Consider the following 25184-nt stretch of genomic DNA (forward strand, 5'->3'; position numbering starts at 1 on the left):
AGCAAACCACTCTGCACATAACGTCGAGCGCAGCGCGTCAAGCCTTCAAGAAAATCTCGTGGTCCGGCGCAAAGCACGCATGCAGCGGCAGCAGCGCACCGCCCAGCGCGCGGGCATCCGAGCCGATGCTGCCCAGCTCCAGCCTGGGCGGCTGGTGCAGGCCCTCCCAGTTGTAGTCGGCCAGCGAACGGCGTGCGCCTTCGCACAGCGCCTGCAACAGCTCCGGTGCGCAGGCGCCGTCCAGCACCACGGCGTCCAGGTCGAGGAAGGCGGTGGCCGACACGATGCAGTGCGCCAGCGCCGCCGCGGCGCTGTCGATCCACGCGCGGCTGTGGGCCAGCCAGGGGGCCTGCAGCACGCGCTTGTCGTAGGCGGCCATGGGGTCCAGGCCGTGGGCGCGAAAGCGCTGCTCCAGCTCCCACAGCGATGCCTGGCTGATGAGCTGCGCGGGGGCCTGGCCCGCCGGGGCGGGCGCCAGGGGCAGCGAGGCCACGGCGCCTGCGTTGCCGTGCAGGCCGCGGTGCAGGTGCGAGTTGATGACCAAGCCACCACCGATGAACGTGTCCATGAACAGGTACAGAAAGCTCGGGATGTCGCGCCCGCGGCCCTGCAGCAGCTCGGCCACGCAGGCGGCCGAGGTGTCCTTGGCAAAGCTCACGGGCAGCTCTGTCATCTGCTGCACCTGCTCGGCCAGGTCGATGTTGTTCCACGCTTCCGATTGCGCCTCGGTCAGCCCCAGCATGCGGTGCCAGCCGCCCAGCTGGAACGGGGCTGCCACGCCCACCCCCACCACGCGCGAGCGCAGCGGGCCCAGGCCGTCGAGCAGCTGGTTCAAGTGACGGCGGATGGCAGGCAGCAGCACATCGATGTCGGGGAACGCATAGTCCAGCACCACGCGCTCGCGCACGTGGCCGGTGAAGTCGACCAGCAGCCAGTCGGCGCTGCGCCGGCCGATCTTGATGCCGATGGCAAACGCGCCGTCCGGGTTCAGGCCGATGGGGACCGAGGGCTGGCCCACGCGGCCGCGCACGGGGGCTTCGCGGCGCAGCAGCTGGTCTTCGTCCAGCCGCGCGGTGATGAGACCGATGGTCTGCGCGGTGAGCCCGGTGACCCGCGCCATCTCGGCCTTGGCCAGGCTGCCGTGCGTGCGCAGGGCCTGCAGCACCACCCGCTCGTTGAACTGGCGCAGCCCCACGTGGTTGGAGCCCCGCTGGCGCAGCCGCACCGGACCGGCGGCTGCGGGCTCGGGTGCGTCTGCAATGGCGTCAGGCAGGTCTGCGGAGTCGAGGCGGATCACGGTGGTGGTGGCAGGAAAATGTGCGGCATCAGGGTTGCAAAGTGTCGCCGATGACGCCCTTGCGCAGCAGAAAGTTTCCCCAGGGCTGCCGCTCGCCGGTCACCACGATGGCGTAGGCGCGCCGGGCGCGGTCGTAGAACGCGAAGCGCTCCACGCCTTCGGCCTGCTCGCTGCCCACGCCTTCGCGGGCCAGCACCTGCAGGGTGTCGCGCTGCAGGGCCGAGCGGTACGGCGCCTCGGTGCCGCCCACCTGCATGTAGGCCACAGGGTGCGGCACGTCCTGCGCCAGCGGCAGCACGCTGGCCACGGCCTGCACGGCGCGGGCCATGCCGATGCCGGGCAGGCGCAGCACGGGCTTGCCAGCCCCAAGGCTCATGGCGGTGAAGTTGGCGTCGGCCAGCACGATGGCGTCGTCATGGCCCATCTCGGCCAGCACCTTGAGCAGGTCGGGGGTCAGCAGGGGGTCGATGTTCTTGAGCATGGGTAGGCAACGGAGCGGAAACGTTCAGGCCAGGCATTCAGCGGGCAGCTCCGACGCCGCCATGGCGCCGGTCATCACGGCCACGGTGTCGCTCATGCTGATCTTTTTAGGGTTGACGACGGCCGCGCGCTTGCCCAGGCGGGCGATGTGGATGCGGTCGGCGATCTCGAACACGTGGGGCATGTTGTGGCTGATGAGGATCACGGGCAGGCCCTTGTCGCGCACGCGGCGGATCAGCTCCAGCACCATGTTGCCTTCCTTCACGCCCAGCGCGGCAGTAGGCTCGTCCATGATGACCACGTGCCGCGCAAAGGCCGCGGCGCGCGCCACGGCCACGCACTGGCGCTGCCCGCCCGACAGCGTCTCCACCGCCTGCGTCATGGACCGGATGCCCACCTTCAGCTCGTTCATGCGCGCCACGCTTTCTTCGAGCATGCGCTTCTTGTCCAGCATGCGCAGCACGCGGCCGGCCATGCCGGGGCGCAGCAGCTCGCGGCCCAGGAACAGGTTCTCGGCGATGGTCATGGCCGGGGCCACGGCGAGGTCCTGGTAGACGGTCTCGATGCCCGCGCGGCGCGCGTCGATGGGGCTCCTGAATTGCACGGGGGCACCGTCGAGCAGCACCGTGCCCTCGTCCGGCACGGTGGCACCCGACAGCGCCTTGATCAGGCTGGATTTGCCCGCGCCGTTGTCGCCGATCACGGCCATGATCTCGCCGGCGCGCAGCTCGAAGTCGGCACCATCGAGCGCCACGACCTGGCCGTAGCGCTTGACCAGGCCCTTGGCCTGCATCACCAGCGGTGCGGTGGGTGGAGAAGATTGTTGAGCGGCGTTCATCATCAACGCACTCCTTTGCGCGAGAGTTGGTCGGTGGCCACGGCCAGGATCACGAGGATGCCGGTGACCAGGATCTGGTAGACGGACGACACGCCCATCAGCGTGAGCCCGTTGCGGAACACGCCCACGATGAGCGCTCCCACCAGCGTGCCCAGGATCACCCCGCGCCCGCCGAACAGGCTGGTGCCGCCCAGCACCACGGCGCTGATGGCATCCAGGTTCTCGGTCTGCCCCGCATTGGGGTCGCCCGCGCCGGTGCGTGCCACCGACAGCAGCGCGGCGATGCCGTAGAACACGCCGGCCAGCATGTAAACGAAGAGCAGCACGCGGTCCGTCGGGATGCCCGTGAGGCGCGTGGCCTCGGGGTTGTTGCCCACGGCGTAGATGTGGCGGCCGGGCGCGGTCTCGCGCAGGAAGAACCACATCGCCACGTACAGCGCCAGCATCAGCAGCGCGCCCCACACCACGGCCGTGCCGCCGACCTGGAAGGTGTTGCCCAGCACCGTCATGCCGCCCGGGATGTCGGTGATGGTCTGCGCGCCCGAGTACAGCTGCGTGGCGGCGAAAGCGATGTTGAGCGTGCCCAGCGTCACGATGAACGGCGGCAGCTTGACCTTGGTGACCAACAGGCCGTTGACCATGCCGAACAGCGTGGTCACCGCCATGCCGCAGGCGATCGCCACGGGGGCCGACAGGCCATAGTCCGACGCCACCTTGGTCATCACGATGCCGCCGAGCGCCATGACCATGCCGCACGACAGGTCGATGCCCGCGGTCAGGATGACCAGCGTCTGCCCGATGGCGATCACGCCCACGACCATCACCTGCTGCAGGATGAGCGCGAAGTTCTGCGCTGACAAAAAGCGGTCGCTTTGCAGCGCGAAGAAGCCGCAGGCCAGCAGCAGCGCGATGAAGGGCCCGAGCGTGGCCAGCGGGGGGAGCTTGGAGGCGTTGGTGTTCATGGCATTCGGAGGATTCGGTCAGTCAGCGCGCCGGGCCCGGGCCCGGCGCAAAGCGGCCAGCTGTCTGCCGGCCGGTCCACGGCACGTTTACTTCGCGCCCCAGCACAGGTCCGTGCCGGTCTTCACGTCCTTGCTGTCCACGCCCGGCACGGCCTTGGCGGCGATCAGCGTCACGCCGGTGTCGGTGTAGCCACTGACCTTCTTGCCGGTCTTGGCGTGCTCCACGCCAGCCGCCACGCCCAGCGCGGCCATGCGCAGCGGGTACTGCTGGCTGGTGGCGGCGATGGCACCCTTGCCCACGTCGGCCACGCCGGCGCAGCCGCCGTCCACCGACACGATGATCGTGCCCTTGTCCTTGCCGGCAGCCTTCAGCGCGTTGTAGGCACCGGCGGCGGCAGGCTCGTTGATGGTGTAGACGAGGTTGATGTCGGGGTTCTTCTGCAGGCAGTTTTCCATGCCGGTCTGGCCCTTGGCGCGGTCGCCGAAGCTGTCGGCCATGCACACCACCTCGGCGGGGCGCGACAGCTCATTGCTCTTGGCATCGTTGGCCTGCAGGCCGAATCCCTTGAGGAAGCCGTTGTGGCGCTGGGCACCCACGGGGTGGCCGGGGTGCAGGTCCAGCATGGCGATCACGGGCTTCTTGCCGGCCAGCGCCGCCTTGGCGTACTGGCCGATCAGCTCGCCGGCCTTGTAGTTGTCGGTCGCGAACAGCGCATCGGTGGCGTCCACGGGGTCGGTGGGGCTGTCGAGCGCGATCACCATCACGCCCTTGGCCCGGGCCTTCTTGATGGCCGGCACGATGGCCTTGGCGTCGCTCGGGGTGATCAGGATGGTGGTGGCGCCCGCGGCGATCAGGTTCTCCATGGCCGTGACCTGGCCGGCGTTGTCGCCGTCGGTCTTGCCCGCGGCCGACACCACCTTGGCGCCGAGCTTCTTGGCCTCGGCCGTGGCGCCTTCCTTCATCTTCACGAAGAAGGGGTTGGTCTCGGTCTTGGTGATCAGGCCGATCACGGGCTCGGCAGCCTGGGCCAGGCCACAGGCCAGGGCGCCAGACAAGGCAATGGCGGACAGCACGAAAGCAGGGGCGCGTTGGATCACGGTTGTCTCCTTGGAACGGATGGCTGAAACCCCGGACGCCACACGGTGCGGCACCTCGGGAACACCACTCTTGTCGGGTGGATGGGATCGAACTATAGTGCGTTGCAATTTAATAAATCAAGTGGATTTAGTTATGGTTTTCCCTAGCCGATCAGCACCTGACACCGCCACCCTCACACCGCCCCCAAGGTCGCGCGCTGCCCTAGAACCAACGGCTTCCACGCCCACCGACGCAGCACCAGCCCTGCGGGTGGCCACCGCGGGAGAGGCCCTGTTCGACCTGATCCAGGAGGCTGACGGACGCCTGCGGCCCTGCGCGGGCGGGGCCGTCTACAACCTCACCCGTGCGCTGGGCCTGCAGGGCGTGGGCACGATGTACCTGAACCCGCTGTCGGCCGACCTGCTGGGCCGACAGCTTTTGCAGGGCCTGCACGACGCCGGCGTGGCCCTGGCATCGCCCGTGCCCGTGCGCGCGCCCAGCGCGCTGGCGGTGGCCGCGCTGGATGCCGAGGGCAAGGCCAGCTACAGCTTCTACCGCGATGGCGTGGCCGACCGCCAGGCCACGGGCGACGCGCTGATCGCCGCCTGCACCGCCCTGCCCGGCCTGCAGGTGGTGGCCACCGGCTGCCTCGCGTTGGTGGCGCAGGACGCAGGCATCTACCTGCCGTGGCTTGCAGCCCAGCGTGCCGCCGGGCGCATGGTGGTGGTCGATGCCAACCTGCGCCTGTCGGCCGTGGACGACGTGCCCGCCTACCGGGCCAACGTGATGGCCGCGCTGCAGCACGCCCACCTCATCAAGGTGAGCGACGACGACCTGGACGCCCTGGCCGTGCCGGGCGGCACCGCACTGCAGCGCGCCCGGCACCTGCTGGACCACACCCGCGCCCAGTGGCTGGCCCTGACGCTGGGGCCCGGCGGCGCGTGGCTGCTGCAGCGCGACGGCCAGGCCGTGCATGCGCAAGAGCACGCGCCCTTGGCCGTGGCCGACACCGTGGGGGCGGGAGATTGTTTTCTGGCCGGTCTCATCACCGCGCTGCTGGCGGGGCCGGAGCGGGGGCAGGAGGCCCTGAGCGAGCGCCCCGGGGGCCTGGTGGCCCCGCTGGCTACCGAGCGGCTGCATGCCGTGCTGTGGCATGCGCTCGCCAGTGCCAGCCATTGCGTGGAGCAGGTGGGCTGCGTGCCGCCCCGCTACGACACGGTGCGCCAGCGGCTCGCTGCGCAGGCGGGCGCGTCCGCCGTACAGGCAGCCGCCGCGTAGGGCTGGTGCTGCCTGGGTGGGCAGCGCTTGTCAGGGGCGCGCGGCCAGGCGTTCAGCCCGGCCGGCGGCTTGCGCCGCTCACTCAGCGGGCTTGGTGGTCTTGGCCGCGCTGCGCGGCTTGCGGGCGCGGGGTGCTGGGGTCTTTGCAGCGGCCTCTGGAGTTGCCGCTGTTGCAGCAGCCGCGGCGGCCTTGGGTTTGGCCGATGCTGTTCGTGGCTTGGGCGCTGGCGCGGGTTGCGATGCAGCCGCCGGTGCCTCCGAGTCGCCCGTTGCTGCCTTGCGCCCGCTGGTCTTGCGCGCAGCCGATCCGGCGCGGCGGCTGCGGGGTGCAGGGGCGCTGGACTCTTCGGCTGCGTCACCGGGTGCCTCGACCATCGCGGGCGCTGAGGCCTGGTGGTCATCGTCGGCACCCCACTGCTGACCTGGAGCGCCGGACTCGTCCTCGTCATCATTCAACACGGCATCGCGACGCGACGGGGCGTCGACCGCAGCGGGCGCAGGCGCTGGTGCGGCCGCCGGCTGACTGAAGTAGCTGCGGGTCGGGCGCTCCGGCTGATCGTCATCCTGCACATTGCGCGTATCCCGCATGTCCCGCGTGTCCCGCGTGTCCCGCGTGTCCCGCGTGTCCCGCGTGTCACGAGCATCTCTAGCCTCACGTGAATTGCGGGAGTCACGCGAATCACGCGAATCACGGCCATCGTGAGCATCCACGCCGATGTCGGGCTGCTGGTCGCCATGGTCCTCTGCCTGCCCATCGCGGCGCATCTCTGCGTGCTGCGGTGCCGACGAGCGCCCAGCGCCTTCGCCGCGGCGCCCGCGCGAGCGGCCACCGCGGCCATTGCCGCCGCCGCCTTCGCCCTGGCCTGCCGAGGTGTCCGGCACCGAAGCCACGGCGTGGAAATCGTGGCGGACGTGACCCGCTGCGCCCCCTTGCCGCTCGGCCGGTGCGTCGGCGCGGCCCGAGGGATCGGCACTGCCTGCGCCCACTCCGCCGCCCAGCGAGCGGAACACATACGCGCCGGACTTCTCGTCACGGCCGAACTCCAGCAGGCCGCGTGCTTGCGCTTCCTCCAGCAGGTTGCCAAAGGTGCGAAAGCCGTAATAGCTCTCGCTGAAATCGGGCTTGCGGCGCTTGATGGCTTCCTTGAGCACCGACGCCCAGATCTTGCCGCTGTCGCCGCGCTCGGAGGTCAGCGCCTCGAAGGTCTCCACCGCCAGCTCCACGCCCTGGGTGCGGCGCACGTCCTGGGTTTCCTTGCGGTGGCGCTCTTCCTCGGGCGTGCGGCGCGGCGCGGGGGCCGAGCCGGGGTTCTGGCGCCGGGCCATCGCGCGCTGGTTCTCGCGCACCAGGTCGTCGTAGAAGATGAATTCATCGCAGTTGGCGATGAGCAGGTCCGACGTGGACTGCTTCACGCCCACGCCGATCACCTGTTTGTTGTTCTCGCGCAGCTTGGACACGAGCGGCGAGAAGTCCGAGTCGCCACTGATGATCACGAAGGTGTTCACGTGCGACTTGGTGTAGCACAGGTCCAGCGCGTCCACCACCAGGCGGATGTCGGCCGAGTTCTTGCCCGACTGGCGCACATGGGGGATTTCGATCAGCTCGAAATTCGCCTCGTGCATCGTGGCCTTGAAGCCCTTGTAGCGCTCCCAGTCGCAATAGGCCTTCTTGACCACGATGGAGCCCTTGAGCAGCAGGCGCTCCAGGATGGGCTTGATGTCGAACTTTTCATACTGCGCATCGCGCACGCCCAGGGCGACGTTTTCGAAGTCGCAGAACAGGGCCATGCTGATGCTGTTGTCGGAGGGGGATGCCATAAATGCTCGCGGTATTCCGTTCAATGTTGGGACGGATCATCACACGGAACGTCATACACCCCTCCGGAGGCCATGTCGCGGTACCGATGAATAGCGTGAGGGCGGACCTTCAGTGAGAAAAGTTTGCCAGCGAAACGTCGTGACTGGCGCATCCCAGGCCAGTGCCCCCGCGCAAGGGCCGCCAAGCCGCTTGCGGCGCTTCACTTCCGTGCGCTGGGGGCGTCCCCCTCCCGCCAGCGCAGCGCAGCGAGAGAGGGGGAAGCGGCGCAGCCGCTCAGGGGGAGCTCACTTCAACTCGGCTTGGCCAGGCCCAGTTTTTCCACCAGCGCCTTCTCGCGCGTGAAGGTGTCCTGCGCAAACTTCTTGTACGCCGACGTGCTCATGTACATCGGCACCATGTCGTAGCGGGCCAGCGCGGTCTTGTAGCTGTCCTGCTCCATCGCCTGCTTGAAGGCATCGTGCAGGCGCTTGACCACCGCATCGGGCGTGCCCTTGGGCGCGCCGATGCCGAACGGCGAGTTCTGCACCAGGTTCAGCCCCAGCTCCTTGAGCGTGGGCGCATCGGGGAACTTGGCCAGGCGCTCGGCGCCCCAGGTGTTGAGCACGCGCAGCTTGCCGGCCTCGACCTGCGGCGCAAAGCCGGTGGAGTCGGCCGCCGCCATGATCTGCCCGCCCAGGATGGACTGCATCAGGTCCGCACTGCCCTTGTAGGGCACGTGCAGCAGCTCGATGCCCAGTTGCTGCGCGATCAGCTCCATCGTCAGGTGCGGGCTGGTCATGGTGCCGGTGGAGCCGTAGCTCAGCTTGCCGGGATTGGCCTTGGCCCAGGCCACGAAGTGCGTCCAGGTCTTGAGCGGCGAGTCGGCGGGCACCACCAGGCCGAACGCATAGCCGGTGACATTGAGCACGTAGCTGATGTCCTTGACCGGGTCCCAGTTGATCTTGGTGGTGTAGGGCAGGCGAAAGACGCCCAGCGGAATCTGCGCCACGGTGTAGCCGTCGGCCGCAGCGCCCTGCAGCGCCTGCGCGGGCAGCGTGCCGCCGGCGCCGGGCTTGTTCTCCACGATGACCGGCTGGCCCAGGATCTTGCCGGCGCTGTCGGCCAGCGAGCGCATGGTGATGTCGGTGGGGCCGCCCGCCGGGAAGGCGATCACGAGCTTGATGGGCTTGCTCGGAAAGCTCTGGGCCTGCGCCATGAATGCGGGGGCGGCGAGGCTGGCGGCTCCCCATTGGATGATCTGGCGACGTTGCATGGCGGGGCTCCTGAAAAAGCAAAACAAAGACTTCGCCATTGAACTGCAGCCGGCACGACGGCGGTGATGCGGAAACCCCCTAGCCGGTGTCGCCAATGTGGCACCAACCGCTTCAGGCGCTGCGCTGGCTGGGCGGTCGCGTGCCGAACATCGCCGACCGCCAATCTGCTGCCAACTTTCTGCCGACCTTGGGGCTCAAGCCTTGTAGGTCGACAGCAGGATGCTTGTTTCCGTGTTCGCAATGCCGGGCGTCAGGCGGATGCGCCCCAGCGCCGCGTCAAACGCCTCCAGGCTCTCGGCGCGCACCTCTGCCACGATGTCCCAGCGGCCGTTGGTGGTGTGCAGCGTGCCCACCATGGGCTCGCCGCGCAGGGCGCGGATCACCTCGGGCGCGGCGTTGCCCTCCACCGCGATGCTCATCCAGGCGCGGATGCGCTGGGGCTCGGAGTCGGGCCGCAGGCGCACGGTGTAGCCCACGATGACGCCGCTCTCCTCCATCTTGTGCAGCCGGTTCTGCACGGTGCCGCGCGAGACGCGCAGCTTGAGCGCCAGTGTGGCCACGGGCGTGCGCGCGTCGGCCCGCAGGATGCTGAGGATTTCGCGGTCGGTGTCGTCCAGCCTGTTCATAGTGGGTCTCTGGGTGATCAGAACGCCAGATTTTGCTGCATTTCGATCAGTTTGAAGTCTTTTGTTTGACTGGCACTGTTCGGAAAATTCATGCACCGCCACCTTCCCGCTACCTTGCAGCCACTGACCGCCATGCCCTCCCTCGCATCCGCCCAAGCCCCGTCCGCCGTCGTGATGGTGCGCCCACACCGCTTTCACCCCAACCCCGACACCGCGCACGACAACGCCTTTCAGTCTGCACCCACCAACGCCCCCCCGGACGACATCGCGCGCCAGGCATACGCCGAGGTGACCCAGGCCGCCGCGCAACTCGAAGCCGCCGGCGTGCATGTGCACCTGTTCGACGACCTGGGCGAGCGCCACGCGCCCGACGCGGTCTTCCCCAACAACTGGTTCTCCACCCACGCCGGCGGCCACGTGGCCGTGTACCCGATGTACGCACAGAGCCGGCGGCGCGAGCGCCGCAGCGACGTGCTGGACCTGCTCAAGGCACAGTACCGGGTGCAGGACGTGATCGACTACTCGGGGCTGGAGGCCGACAACATGTTCCTCGAAGGCACCGGCGCGATGGTGCTCGACCACATCGGCCGCATCGCCTACACCGCGCAGTCGAACCGCGCCGACCCGGTGGCGCTGGAGCGGTTCTGCACCCACTTCAACTACGAGCCCATGGCCTTTGCCACGGCCGATGGAGAGGGCCGGCCGTGCTATCACACCAACGTGATGCTGTGCGTGGGCACCGACTTCGCGCTGGGCGGGTTCCACCTGATCACCGACCCCTTGCGACGTGAGGCTGTGCGAAGCCGCCTGCGCGAAACCGGCCGCGACGTCATCGAACTGAGCGCCCACCAGATCGGCGAATTCGCGGGCAATGCGCTGGAGCTGACCAGCGCCCGGGGTCGTGTGCTGGCCCTGTCGGCGCGCGCCGCCGCCAGCCTGACCGCGGCGCAGAAGGCCGTCATCGAGCGCAGCGCCACGCTGCTGCCGCTGGCCGTGCCGACCATCGAACTGGCGGGCGGGTCGGTGCGCTGCATGCTGGCGGGCGTGCACCTGGCGCGGCGCACCGCGGTGGACGCCCTGGCCAACTGACCGCCCGCAGCGCGGTGGCCGAGCACACGGCGGTGCTGCCGCGCTGTGTGGACACTGGGGTTTTGATTAAAAAATGGCTCTACCGCTTGATAGAAAAGCGCTAGCAGCTATATTTTTAATAGCAATCGCTTTTTCCAAGCGCCACGTAGCGCGCCGCCTGCAGCCGACCCCGTCAGACGTTTCCAGGCCAGCCACCACCCAGCTCACGGGCGCGGCACGTTGGTGGTCTCCACATCCGCATCGCACCCCACGCCCGCCGCAATCCAGCGCCGAGCCAGCCAGGCCAGCGGTACCGTCAACCAGCGCTGCCGCAAGCCCGTCACCTCGCCCGGGTCGGCCACCATGCCGCACAGGTACCGTGCGTGCGCACCGTCCCACCGCAGCGCCACGCAGGCGCCATGGCGACGGCGCGACACCACCACGCCCAGCGGGCAGGGCTCGGCCAGGCAGCACAAACCGCAGCCGTTGCAGGGTGCGCCCACGGCCGGCTTGGGCGGCGCCTCGGCGTGCAGCCAGACCACGGCGTGTTGCGCGGGGGGTGGTGTCATGGCGCCATTGTGCCGACCGCCAAGTGCTGCCGGCCTGGATGCGGGCTGCTGACTTCACAGCACCCCTTGCCAAAGCCCGCAGGCCCGGCAGGTCGCCGATCTCATCGAGAAACAGCGTGCCACCCTGCGCCGCCTCGAACCAGCCCGCGCGTGCCTGCGTAGCCCCAGTGAAGGCACCCGCCTAGTGGCCGAAGAGTTCGGCGTCGATAGCGATTCGCTGAACGCACCGCAGTTGACCGCCACGAAGGGCCCGGGCCGGCCGCTTTCGGCATGGACGTGGCGCGCTATCAGCTCCTTGCCGGTGCCGGTCTCGCCCACCACCAGCACCGACGCATCGCTGCGCGCAATGCGGTCCACATGGTCGAGCAGCTGCGCGGACCGGGGGTCCTGGACCAGCAGCGCCTTCGCGCGAATGGTCGGCGCCCCGCCCGCTGGCGACTCGGGCAGGGTCAGTACGCGATGGGTGGACAGGAGGCCTGAAGAGGCGGGCCAACGACTGGACATGCCGCCAGACTAAGACGCGGCGCTCCGGCTGCGAACGCAGGATTTCGCATGTGAATATGCGGCAAACACTTTGTGCGCGGCTGTAGCTCGCGCGCTCGCACACCGGTTCAGCGATGCTTGGGGTGCTTGCTGCGCACTGGCCTGCACACACCTGCGCTGCAGACGCAAAAAAGGCCCATGCAGATAAAGCCGCAGGGCCAAATCCGGCCCAAGGGCCGGAGGGAGGGAGACGAGCTACACAAAAACTCGGAGGCCCACGCCCCGCGACCAGCCCTGCTTGTGGGGCAGGTCGCGAGGGTGGGTCACGCGCTTAACAGCCGAAGGGGCGGTTGGGGCGCATGGGGATGACGCCGTTCACGCGCAGCGTGGCATTGGAGCCATCGGAGGCGGTCAGGACCTTATTGCTGAAACGGACTTGGTTGCTGTCGCGCACCACAGCGGTGTCGGTAGGCTCGCCGCTGCCGTATTCCTTGCCGTCGAACGTGACGAAGACCTGGTGCAGGCCGGTGGCGTCCGGGCGATAGCGGATGTCGCCGAAGGCCAGTGCTGCCGAGCCCACCTTGCCAAGGCCATCGAACTTGAACGAGCACAGTTCGGGCACGGAGCCGACCGGGTTGCGCTTGTCCACATCGGTCAGGTTGATCGTGCCATTTCCGTAAACGCCGTTGAGCGCATCCACGCTCGCACCCGTCACGGTCAGCACACCGGGCTCATTGCTGGGCGTCGGATCGTCGTCGTTGCCGCCGCCGCAAGCGACCAGCAGTACAGAAGTGGCCGCGAGGGCAACACAGGTCTTGAGCAAGGATTTCATGGTGATGGATGTCCGTAGGATTTGGTGGAAGTGCTGGGGGCCTTCGCGCATTAGCGGCAGGCCCTGCATCGCATCCTAAAAAATCGGTTCCCCACCCAACGTGCGCAATATTCTGCGCCGCGCGTAGGACACAGCCCGACAGTGACGTACGCCACGGCGGGCTGTGCACGCAGAACATCCGCACAAACGTTTTGCGGCTCTGCCTGGGACGGCACCGTGAGCCGCCCCTGCCTACCGCGCCAGCACCGCAGCCAGAGCACGCCCGGTGTGCGTGCCCTGCTGCACCACCTGTTCCGGCGTGGCTGCCGCCACGATGCGGCCGCCCTCCTTGCCGCCTTCGGGGCCCAGGTCGATGATCCAGTCGGCTTCGGCGATGACGTCGAGGTCGTGCTCGATCACCACCACGCTGTGGCCGCCGTCCACCAGCCGGTGCAGCACGCGGATGAGCTTGTCCACGTCGGCCATGTGCAGGCCCACCGTGGGTTCGTCCAGCACGTACAGCGTGTGCGGCGCCTTCTGGCCGCGGCGGCCCACTTCGTCGCGCACCTTGGTGAGCTCGGTCACGAGCTTGATGCGCTGCGCCTCGCCGCCGGACAGCGTGGGCGAGGGCTGGCCCAGCGTGAGGTAGCCCAGGCCCACATCCTTCAAGAGCTGCAGCGGGTGCGCGATGCTGGGCATGCTGGCGAAGAAGTCCACCGCCTCGTCCACCTCCATCTGCAGCACGTCGCCGATGCTCTTGCCGCGCCAGGTGACGGCCAGCGTCTCGGGGCTGAAGCGCGCGCCGTGGCAGGTCTCGCACGGCACCTTCACATCGGGCAGGAAACTCATCTCGATGGTGCGCACGCCCGCGCCTTCGCAGCTTGCGCAGCGGCCTTCGCCGGTGTTGAAGCTGAAGCGCCCAGCCGCATAGCCACGCGCCTTGGCCTCCAGGGTTTCGGCAAACAGCTTGCGGATGGTGTCCCAGAAGCCGATGTAGGTGGCCGGGCAGCTGCGCGGCGTCTTGCCGATGGGCGTCTGGTCCACTTCGAGCACGCGGTCGATGCTCTCGAAGCCCGCCAGGCCCGTGCAGCCCACCAGGGGCGGCGCCTTGCCCGAGTCCATGGCGTCACGCCCGGCCTTGGTGGAGCGCTGCTGCACCCAGGCCTGCACGTTGGCCAGCAGCACGTCGCGCGCCAGTGTGGACTTGCCCGAGCCGCTCACGCCGGTGACGGCCACCAGGCGGTGCAGCGGCACGGTGGCGGTCACGTTCTGCAGGTTGTGCAGCTGCGCGCCCTGCACGGTGAGCCAGCGGATGGCGGCGCGGGCCTTGGCATCGTCCAGCGCCTGCGCGGTGAGTGCGGCCGCCTGCGCGGCACGCTTCTTGACCGCCGCGCTCTGCCGCCCTTTGGGGGCTTCCACGGGATCGCCCAGCGCGGCGTCGGCCGCGCTCAGCGCGCTGGGCAGCATGCTGCGGCGCAGCTGCAGCGGGTGACGCATGGCGTGCAGCAGGTAGCGGCCCGTCTGCGAGTCTTCGGCCCCGGTGATGTCGGCCACGCTGCCCTGCGCCACCAGGCGCCCGCCGCGTTTGCCCGCGCTCGGGCCGATGTCGATGATGTGGTCCGCGCGGCGGATGGTGTCCTCGTCGTGCTCCACCACCACCAGCGTGTTGCCCTTGTCGCCCAGCTTGTGCAGGGCGTTGAGCAGGATCTGGTTGTCGCGTGCATGCAGGCCGATGGTGGGCTCGTCCAGCACATAGCACACACCCTGCAGGTTGCTGCCCAGCTGCGCCGCCAGGCGGATGCGCTGCGCCTCGCCACCGCTCAAGGTCGGCGCGCCCCGGTCGAGCGTGAGGTACGACAGGCCCACCTCTTCCAGAAACTCCAGCCGGCTCTGGATCTCGGGCACCAGGTCGCGCGCGATGTCGGCCTCGCGCACCGACATGCCGCCGTCGGCGCGCAGGCTCTCCACCCAGCGGCGCACGTCCGTCACGGACATCGCTGCGATGTCGGTGATGCCCACCCCCGCGAACTTCACGGCGCGGGCTGTCGCGTTCAGCCGGGTGCCGTGGCAGGTGGCGCAGGCGGTGTCCTGCAGGTCTTCCACCTCGGGCTCGGCAAAGGTCTGCTCGCGGCCCTTTTCCTTGTCGTCCTGCACCGAGTCATCGAACACCTTGCGCTGCTCCTTGGTGAGCTTGACGCCCGTGCCCACGCAGTCGGGGCACCAGCCGTGCTTGCTGTTGTAGCTGAACAGGCGCGGGTCCAGCTCGGCATAGCTGGTGGCGCACACCGGGCAGGCCCGCTTGGTCGAATACGCCTGCAGGTGGCCGATGCCTGCCGTGGGTCGCCCGCCTTCCATGGCTGCGGCCAGGTCCGCGATGCTGCTGAGCACGTGCACCACGCCCTTGCCGTGCGTGAGCGCCTGCGCCAGCGACTCGCGCAGCAGGGCTTCGTTGTCGGGAGAGACGTCGATGCTGGCCACCGGCAGCTCGATGGTGTGCTCCTTGAACCGGTCGATGCGCGGGAAGTTGGTGGTGGGCAAAAAGTTGCCGTCCACGCGCAGGTGCGTGAAGCCGCGGGGCCGCGCCCAGTCGGCCAGCTCGGTGTACACGCCCTTGCGGTTCATCACCAGCGGCGCGAGCAGCCCGATGTGCTGGCCGCGGAACTGCGTGAGCAGCTGGGCGGCGATGCTCTCGGGGGTTTGAGGCTGCACGGCAGCGCCGTCGTTCACGCAGTGCTGGGTGCCCAGCTTGACGTACAGCAGGCGCAGGAAGTGCCACACCTCGGTGGTCGTGCCCACGGTGGACTTGCGCCCGCCGCGCGACAGGCGCTGCTCGATGGCCACGGTGGGCGGTATGCCGTACACCGCATCCACCTCGGGCCGGCCCGCGGGCTGCACGATGGAGCGGGCATAAGCGTTGAGCGATTCGAGGTAGCGCCGCTGGCCTTCGTTGAACAGGATGTCGAACGCCAGGGTGGACTTGCCCGAGCCGCTCACGCCGGTGACCACGTTGAACTTGCCGCGCGGAATGTCCACGCTCAGGTTCTTGAGGTTGTGCTCCTTGGCGTTGACGATTTGTATGGCATTTTTGGCCTCCACCGCTTTACCATCCAGCGCCACCAGCTCTCTTTTTCGTAGCGCTGCGGCTTTCTCGTGCACCGAGTGTCCGCCCACGCCCAGCGTGAGTTCGTAGTCGCGCAGCGCCTGGCCGGTGTGCGACGTGGGGTGCTGGCGCACGTCTTCGGGCGTGCCCTCGGCCACGACCAGGCCACCGGCATAGCCGCCTTCGGGCCCCAGGTCGATGAGCCAGTCGCTCGCGCGGATCACGTCCAGGTTGTGCTCGATGACGATGAGCGAGTGCCCCGCGTCGATGAGCTTGCGCAGCGCGCGCATGAGCTTGGCGATGTCGTCGAAGTGCAGGCCCGTGGTGGGCTCGTCGAACAGGAACAGCGTGCCCTTGCGCGCCACGGCCTGTCGCGACTTGCTTTGCACCCGCGCCGCCTCGGCCAGGAAGCCCGCGAGTTTGAGGCGCTGCGCCTCGCCGCCGCTGAGCGTGGGCACGGGCTGGCCCAGTGCCACGTATTCCAGCCCCACGTCCACGATGGGCTGCAGCGCACGGATCACGTCGCGGTCGGCGGCGAACAGCGCCGCGGCTTCGGCCACGGTCAGGGCCAGCACGTCGGCCACGTTGAGCGTGCGGCCACCGCGCTCGATGGTGATCTCCAGGATCTCGGGGCGGTAGCGCTTGCCGTCGCAGTCCGGGCAGCGCAGGTACACGTCCGACAAGAACTGCATCTCCACATGCTCGAAGCCCGATCCGCCGCAGGTCGGGCAGCGCCCGTCACCGCTGTTGAAGCTGAACTTGGCGGCGGTGTAGCTGCGCTGCTTGGACAGCGGCGCGACGGCGAACAGCTCGCGGATGCTGTCCCATGCGCCCACATAGCTCACCGGGTTGGAGCGCGCGGTCTTGCCGATGGGCGACTGGTCCACGAACACCACGTCCGACAGGTGGTCGGCGCCCAGCATGCGGTCGTGCGCGCCCGGCGAGTCGGTGGCCTTGCCGAAGTGGCGCAGCAGCGCGGGGGCCAGCACGTCCTGGATCAAGCTCGACTTGCCCGATCCGCTCACGCCCGTCACGGTGACCAGGCGCTGCAGCGGGAACTCGACCGACACGTTCTGCAGGTTGTGCTCGCGCGCGCCTTCCAGGATGAGGCGCGGGGTGGATTCGGTCACCATGCGCTTGAAGCCGAAGCCCACATGCTTGCGGCCGCCCAGGTAGGCGCCGGTGAGCGTGTCGGCATGGCGCAGGTCAGCGGTGGTGCCGTCGAACACGATCTGCCCGCCCAGCCGGCCCGGGCCGGGGCCCATGTCGATCATGCGGTCGGCCGCGAGCATCACCGCCGGGTCGTGCTCCACCACCACCAGGGTGTTGCCCGCGTCGCGCAGGCGCAGCATGGCCTCGGTGATGCGGTGCATGTCGCGCGGGTGCAGGCCGATGCTGGGCTCGTCCAGCACGAAGAGCGTGTTGACCAGGCTGGTGCCCAGCGCGGTGGTGAGGTTGATGCGCTGCACCTCGCCGCCGCTGAGCGTGCGGCTTTGGCGGTCGAGCGTGAGGTAGCCGATGCCCACGTCGCACAGGTAGCGAAGGCGCGTGGTGATCTCTTCGTGCAGCAGCTTCAGCGCCTGCGCATCGCCACCGGCCGCGGCGTCGCCCACGGGCAGCTCCATGCGGTCGAAGAAGCGGCGCAGCCGGTCGATGGGCAGCAGCATCAGGTCGTGCAGGCACAGTCCGGGCAGTGCTTCGAGCTGCGCGCGCGACCACTGCACGCCCTCGGGCATGAAGCGGCGGGCCGGGTCGACTGCGGCGTCCGCATCGTCCTTGCCGCCCACGCGCCACAGCAGGCTTTCGGTCTTGAGGCGCGCACCCGCGCAGGTGGGGCACGGCGTGTAGCTGCGGTACTTGGACAGCAGCACGCGGATGTGCATCTTGTAGGCCTTGCTCTCCAGGTACTCGAAGAAGCGCTTGATGCCGTACCACTGCTTGCTCCACTGCCCGTCCTTGTAGCCGGGCGCGCCGCCGACGACCCATTTCTTCTGGTCGTCGGTGAGCTTGTTCCAGGGCGTGTCGCGCGGGATGCCGGCGGTTTCGGCATGGCGCATGAGGTCGTCCTGCGCCTCTTTCCACGCGGGGGTCTGGATGGTCTTGATGGCCCCCGCACGCAGCGTGAGCTTGTCGTTGGGGATGACCAGGCCGTAGTCCACACCGATCACGCGGCCGAAGCCCCGGCAGCTCTCGCACGCGCCCACGGCGGAGTTGAACGAGAACATCGAGGGGATCGGGTCGCTGTAGCGCAGGTCGCTGTCGGGGCAGTGCAGGCCGGTGGAAAAGCGCCAGAGTTCGGGTGCAGGCTCCGTGTGCGCTGAGCCTGTGGAAGCGCTGCCCTGGCCTTCGACAGGCTCAGGCTGAACGGTCTGGGTGGGGGGGAGCACATAGACGTTCAGCCGACCCGTGCCACGCTTGAGCGCGACCTCGATGGCCTCGACCACGCGCGCCTTCTCGGCATTGCCCAGGCGGAAGCGGTCGGCCACCACGTCCAGCACCTTGCGCGGGCCGGTGGGCGTGCCCACTTCGCGCTCGGCCTGCACCTTGGTGAAGCCGCTGGCCGACAGCCACTGCTCCACCTGCTCGGGCGACGTACCGCCCGGCAGCTCGACCGGGAAGGTCAGCACGATGCGCGGATCGCCCGCCTCGGCGCTGCGGCGTTGCAGCTCGGCGTAGATGGTCTCGGGCGAGTCGTGGCGCACGGGCTGCGCGGTCTCCTTGTCGAACAGCTGGCCGGCGCGCGCGAACAAGAGCTTCAGGTGGTCGTTGAGCTCCGTCATCGTGCCCACGGTGGAGCGGCTGGAGCGCACGGGGTTGGTCTGGTCGATGGCGATGGCGGGCGGCACGCCCTCGACCTTGTCCACCGCCGGCTTGTCCATGCGGTCGAGGAACTGGCGCGCGTAGGCGCTGAAGGTCTCCACGTAGCGGCGCTGGCCCTCGGCGTACAGCGTGTCGAACACCAGGCTGGATTTGCCCGAGCCGCTGGGGCCGGTGACCACCGTGAGCTCGCCGGTGCGGATGTCCAGATCCAGGTTCTTGAGGTTGTGCTGGCGTGCGCCGCGGATACGGATCAGTCCCTGGGTCATGGAGGCAGTCTTTCTGGGGTAAGGCGGAACATTCTAGGGACGCGGAGCCGGGTCTGCCGGGCGGCCCGGATTACCCCCGGAACGCGATGCGCGCAGGTTTGACAAGGCGCAAAAGCCCTTGGCAAAGGGGTGTTTTTCTCGGACAAACCCTTTAAACGCTTCAAATACATGCGCTTAGACTGAACTCTTACGCAAAGACACAAACAGGAGACAACCATGAACCGATGGCAGATACGGTGGGGCGGGACCGCCGCCCTGGCGCTGGGCCTGGCCACGGCCGGCCATGCGCAGATCCTGATCGGGCAGACGGCGGGCTTTTCAGGCCAGGTGGCCGCGGGCGTGAAGGAGACCACCGACGGCGCCAAGCTCTATATCGACATGGTCAACGCCAAGGGCGGCGTCAACGGCCAGAAGATCGAGCTGACCTCGCTGGACGACAAGTTCGACCCCAAGATCGCGGCCGAGAACGCCCGCAAGCTCATCGAGGACAACAACGTGCTGGCGCTGTTCCTCACGCGGGGCACGCCGCACACCGAGGCCATGATCCCGCTGCTGGAAAAGCACGGCGTGGCCCTGGTGGCGCCCTCCACCGGCGCCATGGTGCTGCACCAGCCGGTGCGCAAGTACATCTTCAACGTGCGTGCCACCTACCAGCGCGAGGCAGAAAAGGCCATGACCCACCTGGCCTCCATGGGCATCTCGCGCATTGGCGTGGTGTATGCGGACGACAGCTTCGGCGCCGACGGCGTGGCGGGGGCCCAGAAAGGCCTGGCGGGCGCCAAGCTCACGCCCGTGGTGCTGGAGAAGTTCGACCGCGCCAAGCCGGACTTCACGGCCATCGCCGCCAAGGTGGCCAAGGCCGATACCCAGGCGGTGCTGATCATCGCCTCGGGCTCGACCGTGGTGGAGGCGAACACCGCCTTTCGCACCGCGGGCTCGGCCGCGCAGATCGTGACGCTGTCCAACAATGCCTCGGGCGGCTTCATCAAGAGCCTGGGCGCCAACGCGCGCGGCGTGATCGTGACGCAGGTCTACCCCAACGAGCGGGCCGTGACCTACCCCATGGTCAAGGAGGCGCAGGAGCTGGCCAAGGCCAAGGGCGCGGGCGACATCACCCCGGCCATGCTGGAAGGCTATGCGGCCGCCAAGGTGCTGGTGGAAGGCATCAGGCGCGCCGGCCCCAAGCCCACGCGCGAAAAGCTCCATGCGGGCCTGGAGAGCATCAAGAAGCTGGACCTGGGCGGGCTGGAGGTGAGCTACAGCCCCGAGGACCACACGGGCCTGGACTTTGCCGATTTGTCCATCATCGGCACGGACGGCAAGTTCCGGCGGTGACGGCTGGCAGAGCTGCAGCGGCAGTGGGCGCGGGCGGGCGCGCAGCATGGAATGCCGCCACTACGCGTTTCTACAGATGCCTTGTCATGGTCCGTCCCTAAACTCCCCACCCTTACAAGAAAGAGAGACACCATGACCGTTCCCGGCCCCCTGGCGAAACGCGCGGCCCTGCTGCTGGCCCTGGCACTGGGCATCGCCCACGCCGCCCACGCCCAGATCCTCATCGGCCAGACCGTGGGCGTGACCGGCTCGGCCGCCGCCACCGTGGCCGAGTCCACGCAAGGGGCCGCCCTGTACATCGACCACGTGAACGCGCGCGGCGGCGTGGGCGGGCAGAAGGTGGAGGTGGTGCTGCTCGACGACAAGTTCGACCCCAAGCTCACGCTGGAGAACGCCAAGACGCTGATCGAGCAGAAGAACGTGGTCGGCCTGTTCATGACCCGCGGCACGCCGCACACGCAGGGCATCATCCCGCTGCTGGAGCAGCACGGCGTGCCCCTCGTCGGCCCGTCCACCGGCGCCATCGCGCTGCACCAGCCGGTCAGCAAGTACATCTTCAACGTGCGCGCGCCCTACCAGCGCGAGGTCGAAAAAGCCATCACGCACCTGAACACGCTGGGCATCAAGCGCATCGGCGTGGTGCATGTGGACGACACCTTCGGCGCCGACGGCCTGGCCGGGGCGCAGATCGGCTTCAAGGCCAACAACCTCGAAGCCGCGTTCGTCGAGAAGTTCGACCGCGCCAAGCCCGACTACAGCGCCATCGCACCGCGCGTGGCGGGCAAGCAGCCGCAGGCCGTCATTTTCATCGGCACCGGCGCTGCGGTGGTCGACGGCATCAAGGCGCTGCGCGGCGCGGGCGTCACGGGCCAGATCGTCACGCTGTCCAACAACGCCTCGGGCGGCTTCGTGAAGGCGCTGGGCGAACAGGCGCGCGGCGTGGTCGTCACGCAGGTGTTCCCGTCCGAGCGGTCGCTGAACTACGCGGTCATCAAGGAGGCCATGGACCTCGCCCGCGCCAAGAACATCGCCGACCTCACGCCCGCCATGGTGGAGGGCTTCGTGACCGCCAAGGTGCTGGTCGAAGGCCTCAAGCGCGCCGGGCCCAAGCCCGACCGCGCCAAGCTGCAGGCGGGCCTGGAGAGCATCAAGAAGTGGGACCTGGGCGGCCTGGAGCTGAGCTACAGCCCCACGGACCACAGCGGGCTGGATTTTTCGGACCTGTCCATCATCGGCAGCGACGGGCGGTTCAAGCGCTGAGCTGGCCTCGCCCGGCCACAAGAAAAAAGCCCGGTGCCTGCATGGCACCGGGCTTTGCTTTCTGGATAGAAATCATGGGGATCTAGCGCGCCGCGCTGTCAGCCAAGCCCCATCCCACGATGCGCAGCATCAACGCATCGACGCTCACTGCGCGCTGGCGGCCGACGCAGGCGCTGACGCAGCCGATGCGGCAGCCGGCGTACTGGCCACGGGTTCGGGCGCGTGCACGGCGTCGGCGCCGTGCTTTTCACCGCCCATGTCGGCCTTGTCGCCCGCCTTGATGATCACGTACATCGACAGGGCAGCGAACAAAACGAAGCCAACAGCAATCTTCCACATAAATATCTCCTTGGTTCCCGCGGGGCGGGTTGGGGTTTGAGTTTGGGTTTGTTCAATCAAGGAGCCTGGGCGCTGCGTTGTAGGTTGTGCTGTGTGGCACAAGCCCCTTGATGGAACACAGGGCCCGTCCCTTGCGGGGCGGGCCCTGTGCACTCGTCAATGGCCGGTCAATGGCCGTTGTGGGCCATCATCAATCGTTGGCGTAGATGTCCACGTCCTTGGTTTCCTTGATGAACAGGCCGCCGATCACCACGGTGGCGCCCGCGATGATGATGGGGTACCACAGGCCGTTGTACATGTTGCCGGTCTGGGCCACGATGGCGAACGCCGTGGTGGGCAGCAGGCCGCCGAACCAGCCGTTACCGATGTGGTACGGCAGGGACATGGACGTGTAGCGGATGCGGGTCGGGAACATTTCCACCAGCATGGCGGCAATGGGGCCGTACACCATGGTCACCAGCAGCACCAGGTAGGTCAGGATCACGACGACCATGACCTTGTCGATGCGGGCAGGGTCTGCCTTGGTGGGGTAGCCGGCAGCCTTCAGGGCGTCGGCCACGGCCTTCTTGAACTCGCCGTCCTTCTTCTTGGCTTCGTCAGCGGGCAGGCCCTTGCTGGTGTACGACGTGATGACCGTCTCGCCGATCTTGATCGTGGCGGGCGTGCCGGCAGCGGCCGTGGCGTTCTCGTAGCTCACCGATGCACCGGCCAGCACCTGCTTGGCGATGTCGCACGAGCTGGTGAACTTGGTGGTGCCGGTGGGGTTGAACTGGAACGAGCACTCGTCGGGGTTGGCCGTCACGACCACCTGGTTCTTGGCCTGGGCTTCGGCCAGGGCGGGGTTGGCCGCCTTGGTCAGCGCGCCGAACACGGGGAAGTAGGTCAACGCGGCCAGCAGGCAGCCTGCCAGGATGATGGGCTTGCGGCCGATCTTGTCGGACAGCGCACCGAACACGATGAAGAACGGCGTGCCGATGAGCAGCGAGATCGCGACGAAGATGTTGGCGGTGGCGCCATCGACCTTGAGGGCCTGCGTCAAGAAGAACAGCGCGTAGAACTGGCCCGAGTACCAGACCACGGCCTGGCCGGCGGTCAGGCCCACCAGGGCCAGGATCACGATCTTGAGGTTCTTCCACTCGCCGAAGGATTCCTTGAGCGGCGCCTTGGAGGTCTTGCCCTCGGCCTTCATCTTCTGGAAGGCGGGCGACTCGTTCATCGACAGGCGGATCCAGACCGAGATGGCCAGCAGCAGGATCGACACGATGAACGGAATGCGCCAACCCCAGTCGGCAAAGGCTTCTTCGCCCATCACGGTGCGGGTGCCCAGGATCACCATCAGCGACAGGAACAGGCCCAGCGTGGCGGTGGTCTGGATCCAGGCGGTGTAGGCGCCGCGCTTGCCGTGCGGGGCGTGCTCGGCCACATAGGTGGCGGCACCGCCGTACTCACCGCCCAGGGCCAGGCCCTGCAGCAGGCGCAGCACGATCAGGATGACCGGCGCGGCCACGCCGATGGAGGCGTACGTGGGCAGGATGCCGACGATGAAGGTCGACAGGCCCATGATCAGGATGGTGACCAGGAAGGTGTACTTGCGCCCGATCATGTCGCCCAGGCGGCCGAAGAAGATGGCACCGAAGGGACGGACGATGAAGCCCGCGGCAAACGCCAGCAGCGCGAAGATGAACGCCGAGCCGGCATCCAGGCCGCTGAAGAACTGCTTGGCGATGATGGCCGCGAGCGAGCCGTACAGATAAAAGTCGTACCACTCGAAAACAGTGCCGAGCGACGACGCGAAGATGACCTTCCTCTCTTCGGGCGACATCGGCCGCGGTGCGGGATGAACGGTTGCCATGTGTGTGTCTCCTGTTGGTTTTGCAGACCGCGCTTCCGCGGCTGCGCCCATTGTTCGAGATGGCACTGACCACGCTCTGACGCCAAACCAACAAGAGCTTTCACCAAACTGACCGCTCTCTGACAACTTAAGGTGAAACCCGCAGGGCCCCTTTCAGCATCCGGAAATCGCTCACGCCTTGCCGGGTAAACCCGATGGGAGCTGGCTGACAGCCTCCCAGCCCGGGCCGTCGAACCACGCGTCGCCATCGAGGTATGCGCGCAGCATCGGCAGGCCGTCGAGGCCCCAGAAAAGCTTGCCGTCCACCTCGAACGCCGGCACGCCGAAAACGCCCGCCGCCTGCGCGGCTTCGGTGTTGGCGCGCAGCAGGGCCTTGGGGCCGTCGCTGGCTGCATCCTCGCCGGAACGCAGCTGGTCCGCGAGCTGCGCGGCCAGGTCGGCCAGGCGCGCGGCATCGAGCGCGTCGTGCCCGCCCTGCCACACATGGCGCAGCACCGTGCCCGCCACGAAGCGGTTGATGTGCCCGTCGTCGCTGCACGCCAGCGCCGTGCGCAGCAGGGGCAGCGGGTTGAACGGGTGCCGCGCGGGCATCTGCAGCAGCGTGCCCTGCGCATGGCCCAGCCAGGTCACGTGGCGGTAGGTCCAGTCGCGCTTGGGGGCGATGCCTGCGGGGCCAGGGTTGGCATGCTGCTGCAGCAATGCACCCAGCAGCACGGGCTTGTAGGCCACGCTATAGCCCAGGCCCTCCAGCACCTCGGGCAGGCGCTCGAACGCGAGCCAGGCATAGGGGGAGACGAAGTCGAGGTAGAACGTGATGCGCTTCATGGCGGGGTCTCCGGGAACGCGTTGTGCGTTCTTATGTTCTTGTCGCGTTCAGATCGATGCCGGCGCGGCCGAGCAGCTTGGCCCAGATGCTGCGCCGCAGGCTGGAGTCCGCGCCCGACCATAGCCGTATCTCATCCAGCGTGCGAAAGCAGCCTTCGCAATGGCTGTGGTCGGGTGACATGCGGCACACCGAGATGCACGGTGATGCCACCGGCTCGGCATTGTCAGCATCAAAATGGCCGCTACCGCTCAACTGGCGAGCGCGAGCAGCTAGCAAATCAATAGCATTCATGCCGCAGGCTGCGTGCCGGCCTCCACGGGCGCCAGCACCACGTCCACCACGGGTGCGCCCGTCAGGCGCTGCAGGTCGCTCGGGTGCAGCGGGAACACGCTGTGCGGATGCCCGGCCGCCGCCCACACCACGTCGAAGCGCAGCAGGTCCTGGTCGATCAGCGTGACGGGCGGCGTGGCATGCGCCACGGGCGAGACGCCGCCGATGGAAAAGCCGGTGCGCGACTTCACGAAGTCGGCATCGGCCCGGCCGATCTTGCCGCCCACGTGGGCCTCGACCTTTTTCTCGTCCACGCGCCGGTCGCCCGAGGTGACCACCAGCACGGCCACGTCGTCGCTCTTGCGCCGAAAGATGATGCTCTTGGCCACCTGCCCCACCAGGATGCCCAGCGCATCGGCCGCCTGCTGCGCGGTGCGCGCGGCGTCGTCCAGCATCTGCGGCATGTGGGGGTGGTTCAAGGTCTGCAGCGCTGCAGCCACGCGCTGCACGCCCTCGGGAAGGTTCTTCAGTTCAGCTCCACACACGGTCGTCAT

The 25184-nt window shown here is 68.2% G+C and carries 20 protein-coding genes and 1 pseudogene; 4 read left to right on the forward strand and 17 right to left on the reverse strand.

Going from position 1 to position 25184, the window contains the following annotated elements:
* Positions 1-37 precede the first annotated feature (37 nt).
* The 5 genes from ASG27_RS05465 to ASG27_RS05485 form a co-directional block, all read right to left on the reverse strand.
* Complete coding sequence (locus tag ASG27_RS05465; protein WP_056414452.1) at positions 38-1273, reverse strand: ROK family transcriptional regulator; 1236 nt, start codon at positions 1271-1273, stop codon at positions 38-40.
* Positions 1274-1325: 52 nt separating this feature from the next.
* The gene (locus tag ASG27_RS05470) at positions 1326-1778 is read right to left on the reverse strand and encodes an RbsD/FucU family protein (RefSeq protein WP_056414327.1); all 453 of its coding nucleotides are present in this window, start codon (positions 1776-1778) and stop codon (positions 1326-1328) included.
* Between the two features lie 24 nt (positions 1779-1802).
* Positions 1803-2615: an ATP-binding cassette domain-containing protein gene (locus ASG27_RS05475; protein WP_056414330.1), complete on the reverse strand. Its 813-nt coding sequence runs from the start codon at positions 2613-2615 to the stop codon at positions 1803-1805.
* A 2-nt stretch (positions 2616-2617) separates the two neighbouring features.
* On the reverse strand, positions 2618-3577 hold the full coding sequence (locus tag ASG27_RS05480) for an ABC transporter permease (RefSeq protein WP_056414335.1): 960 nt from the start codon (positions 3575-3577) through the stop codon (positions 2618-2620).
* A gap of 87 nt (positions 3578-3664) precedes the next feature.
* On the reverse strand, positions 3665-4672 hold the full coding sequence (locus ASG27_RS05485) for a sugar ABC transporter substrate-binding protein (protein ID WP_056414454.1): 1008 nt from the start codon (positions 4670-4672) through the stop codon (positions 3665-3667).
* A gap of 253 nt (positions 4673-4925) precedes the next feature.
* On the opposite strand from ASG27_RS05485, the gene ASG27_RS05490 reads away from it, so the two are divergent.
* A complete protein-coding gene (locus ASG27_RS05490; RefSeq protein WP_442854082.1) occupies positions 4926-5933 on the forward strand; it encodes a PfkB family carbohydrate kinase in 1008 nt (335 codons plus the stop codon).
* 78 nt (positions 5934-6011) lie between these two features.
* Here the strand turns inward: ASG27_RS05490 and ASG27_RS05495 are convergent, their stop codons facing one another.
* From ASG27_RS05495 to ASG27_RS05505, 3 genes are all read right to left on the reverse strand, one after another.
* Entirely contained in the window at positions 6012-7751 is a 1740-nt protein-coding gene (locus tag ASG27_RS05495; protein ID WP_056414338.1) for an NYN domain-containing protein, read from the reverse strand.
* 290 nt (positions 7752-8041) lie between these two features.
* On the reverse strand, positions 8042-9004 hold the full coding sequence (locus ASG27_RS05500) for a Bug family tripartite tricarboxylate transporter substrate binding protein (protein ID WP_056414341.1): 963 nt from the start codon (positions 9002-9004) through the stop codon (positions 8042-8044).
* 195 nt (positions 9005-9199) lie between these two features.
* A complete protein-coding gene (locus ASG27_RS05505; protein WP_056162782.1) occupies positions 9200-9631 on the reverse strand; it encodes an Lrp/AsnC family transcriptional regulator in 432 nt (143 codons plus the stop codon).
* 132 nt (positions 9632-9763) lie between these two features.
* On the opposite strand from ASG27_RS05505, the gene ctlX reads away from it, so the two are divergent.
* Complete coding sequence (ctlX, locus tag ASG27_RS05510) at positions 9764-10720, forward strand: citrulline utilization hydrolase CtlX (RefSeq protein WP_056414343.1); 957 nt, start codon at positions 9764-9766, stop codon at positions 10718-10720.
* Positions 10721-10923: 203 nt separating this feature from the next.
* Here ctlX and ASG27_RS05515 read toward each other — a convergent pair whose 3' ends face one another.
* From ASG27_RS05515 to uvrA, 4 genes and pseudogenes are all read right to left on the reverse strand, one after another.
* A complete protein-coding gene (locus ASG27_RS05515) occupies positions 10924-11268 on the reverse strand; it encodes a hypothetical protein (RefSeq protein WP_056414347.1) in 345 nt (114 codons plus the stop codon).
* Positions 11269-11353: 85 nt separating this feature from the next.
* Positions 11354-11772, reverse strand: a pseudogene (locus ASG27_RS25765) (sigma 54-interacting transcriptional regulator); the annotation flags it as partial.
* A 310-nt stretch (positions 11773-12082) separates the two neighbouring features.
* Positions 12083-12583: a hypothetical protein gene (locus ASG27_RS05525; RefSeq protein WP_056163001.1), complete on the reverse strand. Its 501-nt coding sequence runs from the start codon at positions 12581-12583 to the stop codon at positions 12083-12085.
* Between the two features lie 231 nt (positions 12584-12814).
* Positions 12815-18748, reverse strand: coding sequence for an excinuclease ABC subunit UvrA (uvrA, locus tag ASG27_RS05530; protein WP_056414354.1), 5934 nt, complete (start codon positions 18746-18748; stop codon positions 12815-12817).
* A 216-nt stretch (positions 18749-18964) separates the two neighbouring features.
* Between uvrA and ASG27_RS05535 the strand changes: the two genes are divergently transcribed.
* On the forward strand, positions 18965-20083 hold the full coding sequence (locus ASG27_RS05535; protein WP_056414356.1) for an ABC transporter substrate-binding protein: 1119 nt from the start codon (positions 18965-18967) through the stop codon (positions 20081-20083).
* Positions 20084-20215: 132 nt separating this feature from the next.
* A complete protein-coding gene (locus ASG27_RS05540; RefSeq protein WP_056414358.1) occupies positions 20216-21343 on the forward strand; it encodes an ABC transporter substrate-binding protein in 1128 nt (375 codons plus the stop codon).
* Between the two features lie 144 nt (positions 21344-21487).
* On the opposite strand, the gene ASG27_RS05545 is transcribed toward ASG27_RS05540, so the two are convergent.
* From ASG27_RS05545 to ASG27_RS05560, 5 genes are all read right to left on the reverse strand, one after another.
* The gene (locus tag ASG27_RS05545) at positions 21488-21682 is read right to left on the reverse strand and encodes a hypothetical protein (protein WP_056414360.1); all 195 of its coding nucleotides are present in this window, start codon (positions 21680-21682) and stop codon (positions 21488-21490) included.
* Between the two features lie 190 nt (positions 21683-21872).
* Positions 21873-23534, reverse strand: a complete 1662-nt coding sequence (locus ASG27_RS05550) for an MFS transporter (protein ID WP_056414363.1) — start codon at positions 23532-23534, stop codon at positions 21873-21875.
* A gap of 171 nt (positions 23535-23705) precedes the next feature.
* The gene (locus ASG27_RS05555; RefSeq protein ID WP_056414366.1) at positions 23706-24359 is read right to left on the reverse strand and encodes a 2-hydroxychromene-2-carboxylate isomerase; all 654 of its coding nucleotides are present in this window, start codon (positions 24357-24359) and stop codon (positions 23706-23708) included.
* A 31-nt stretch (positions 24360-24390) separates the two neighbouring features.
* Positions 24391-24651: a DUF1289 domain-containing protein gene (locus tag ASG27_RS25770; protein ID WP_082485867.1), complete on the reverse strand. Its 261-nt coding sequence runs from the start codon at positions 24649-24651 to the stop codon at positions 24391-24393.
* Entirely contained in the window at positions 24648-25175 is a 528-nt protein-coding gene (locus tag ASG27_RS05560; RefSeq protein ID WP_056414459.1) for a YbaK/EbsC family protein, read from the reverse strand. The genes ASG27_RS25770 and ASG27_RS05560 overlap by 4 nt, the downstream gene beginning before the upstream one ends.
* Between the last annotated feature and the right edge of the window lie 9 nt (positions 25176-25184).

Source organism: Acidovorax sp. Leaf191 (assembly GCF_001424425.1).
Lineage (GTDB): Bacteria > Pseudomonadota > Gammaproteobacteria > Burkholderiales > Burkholderiaceae_C > Acidovorax.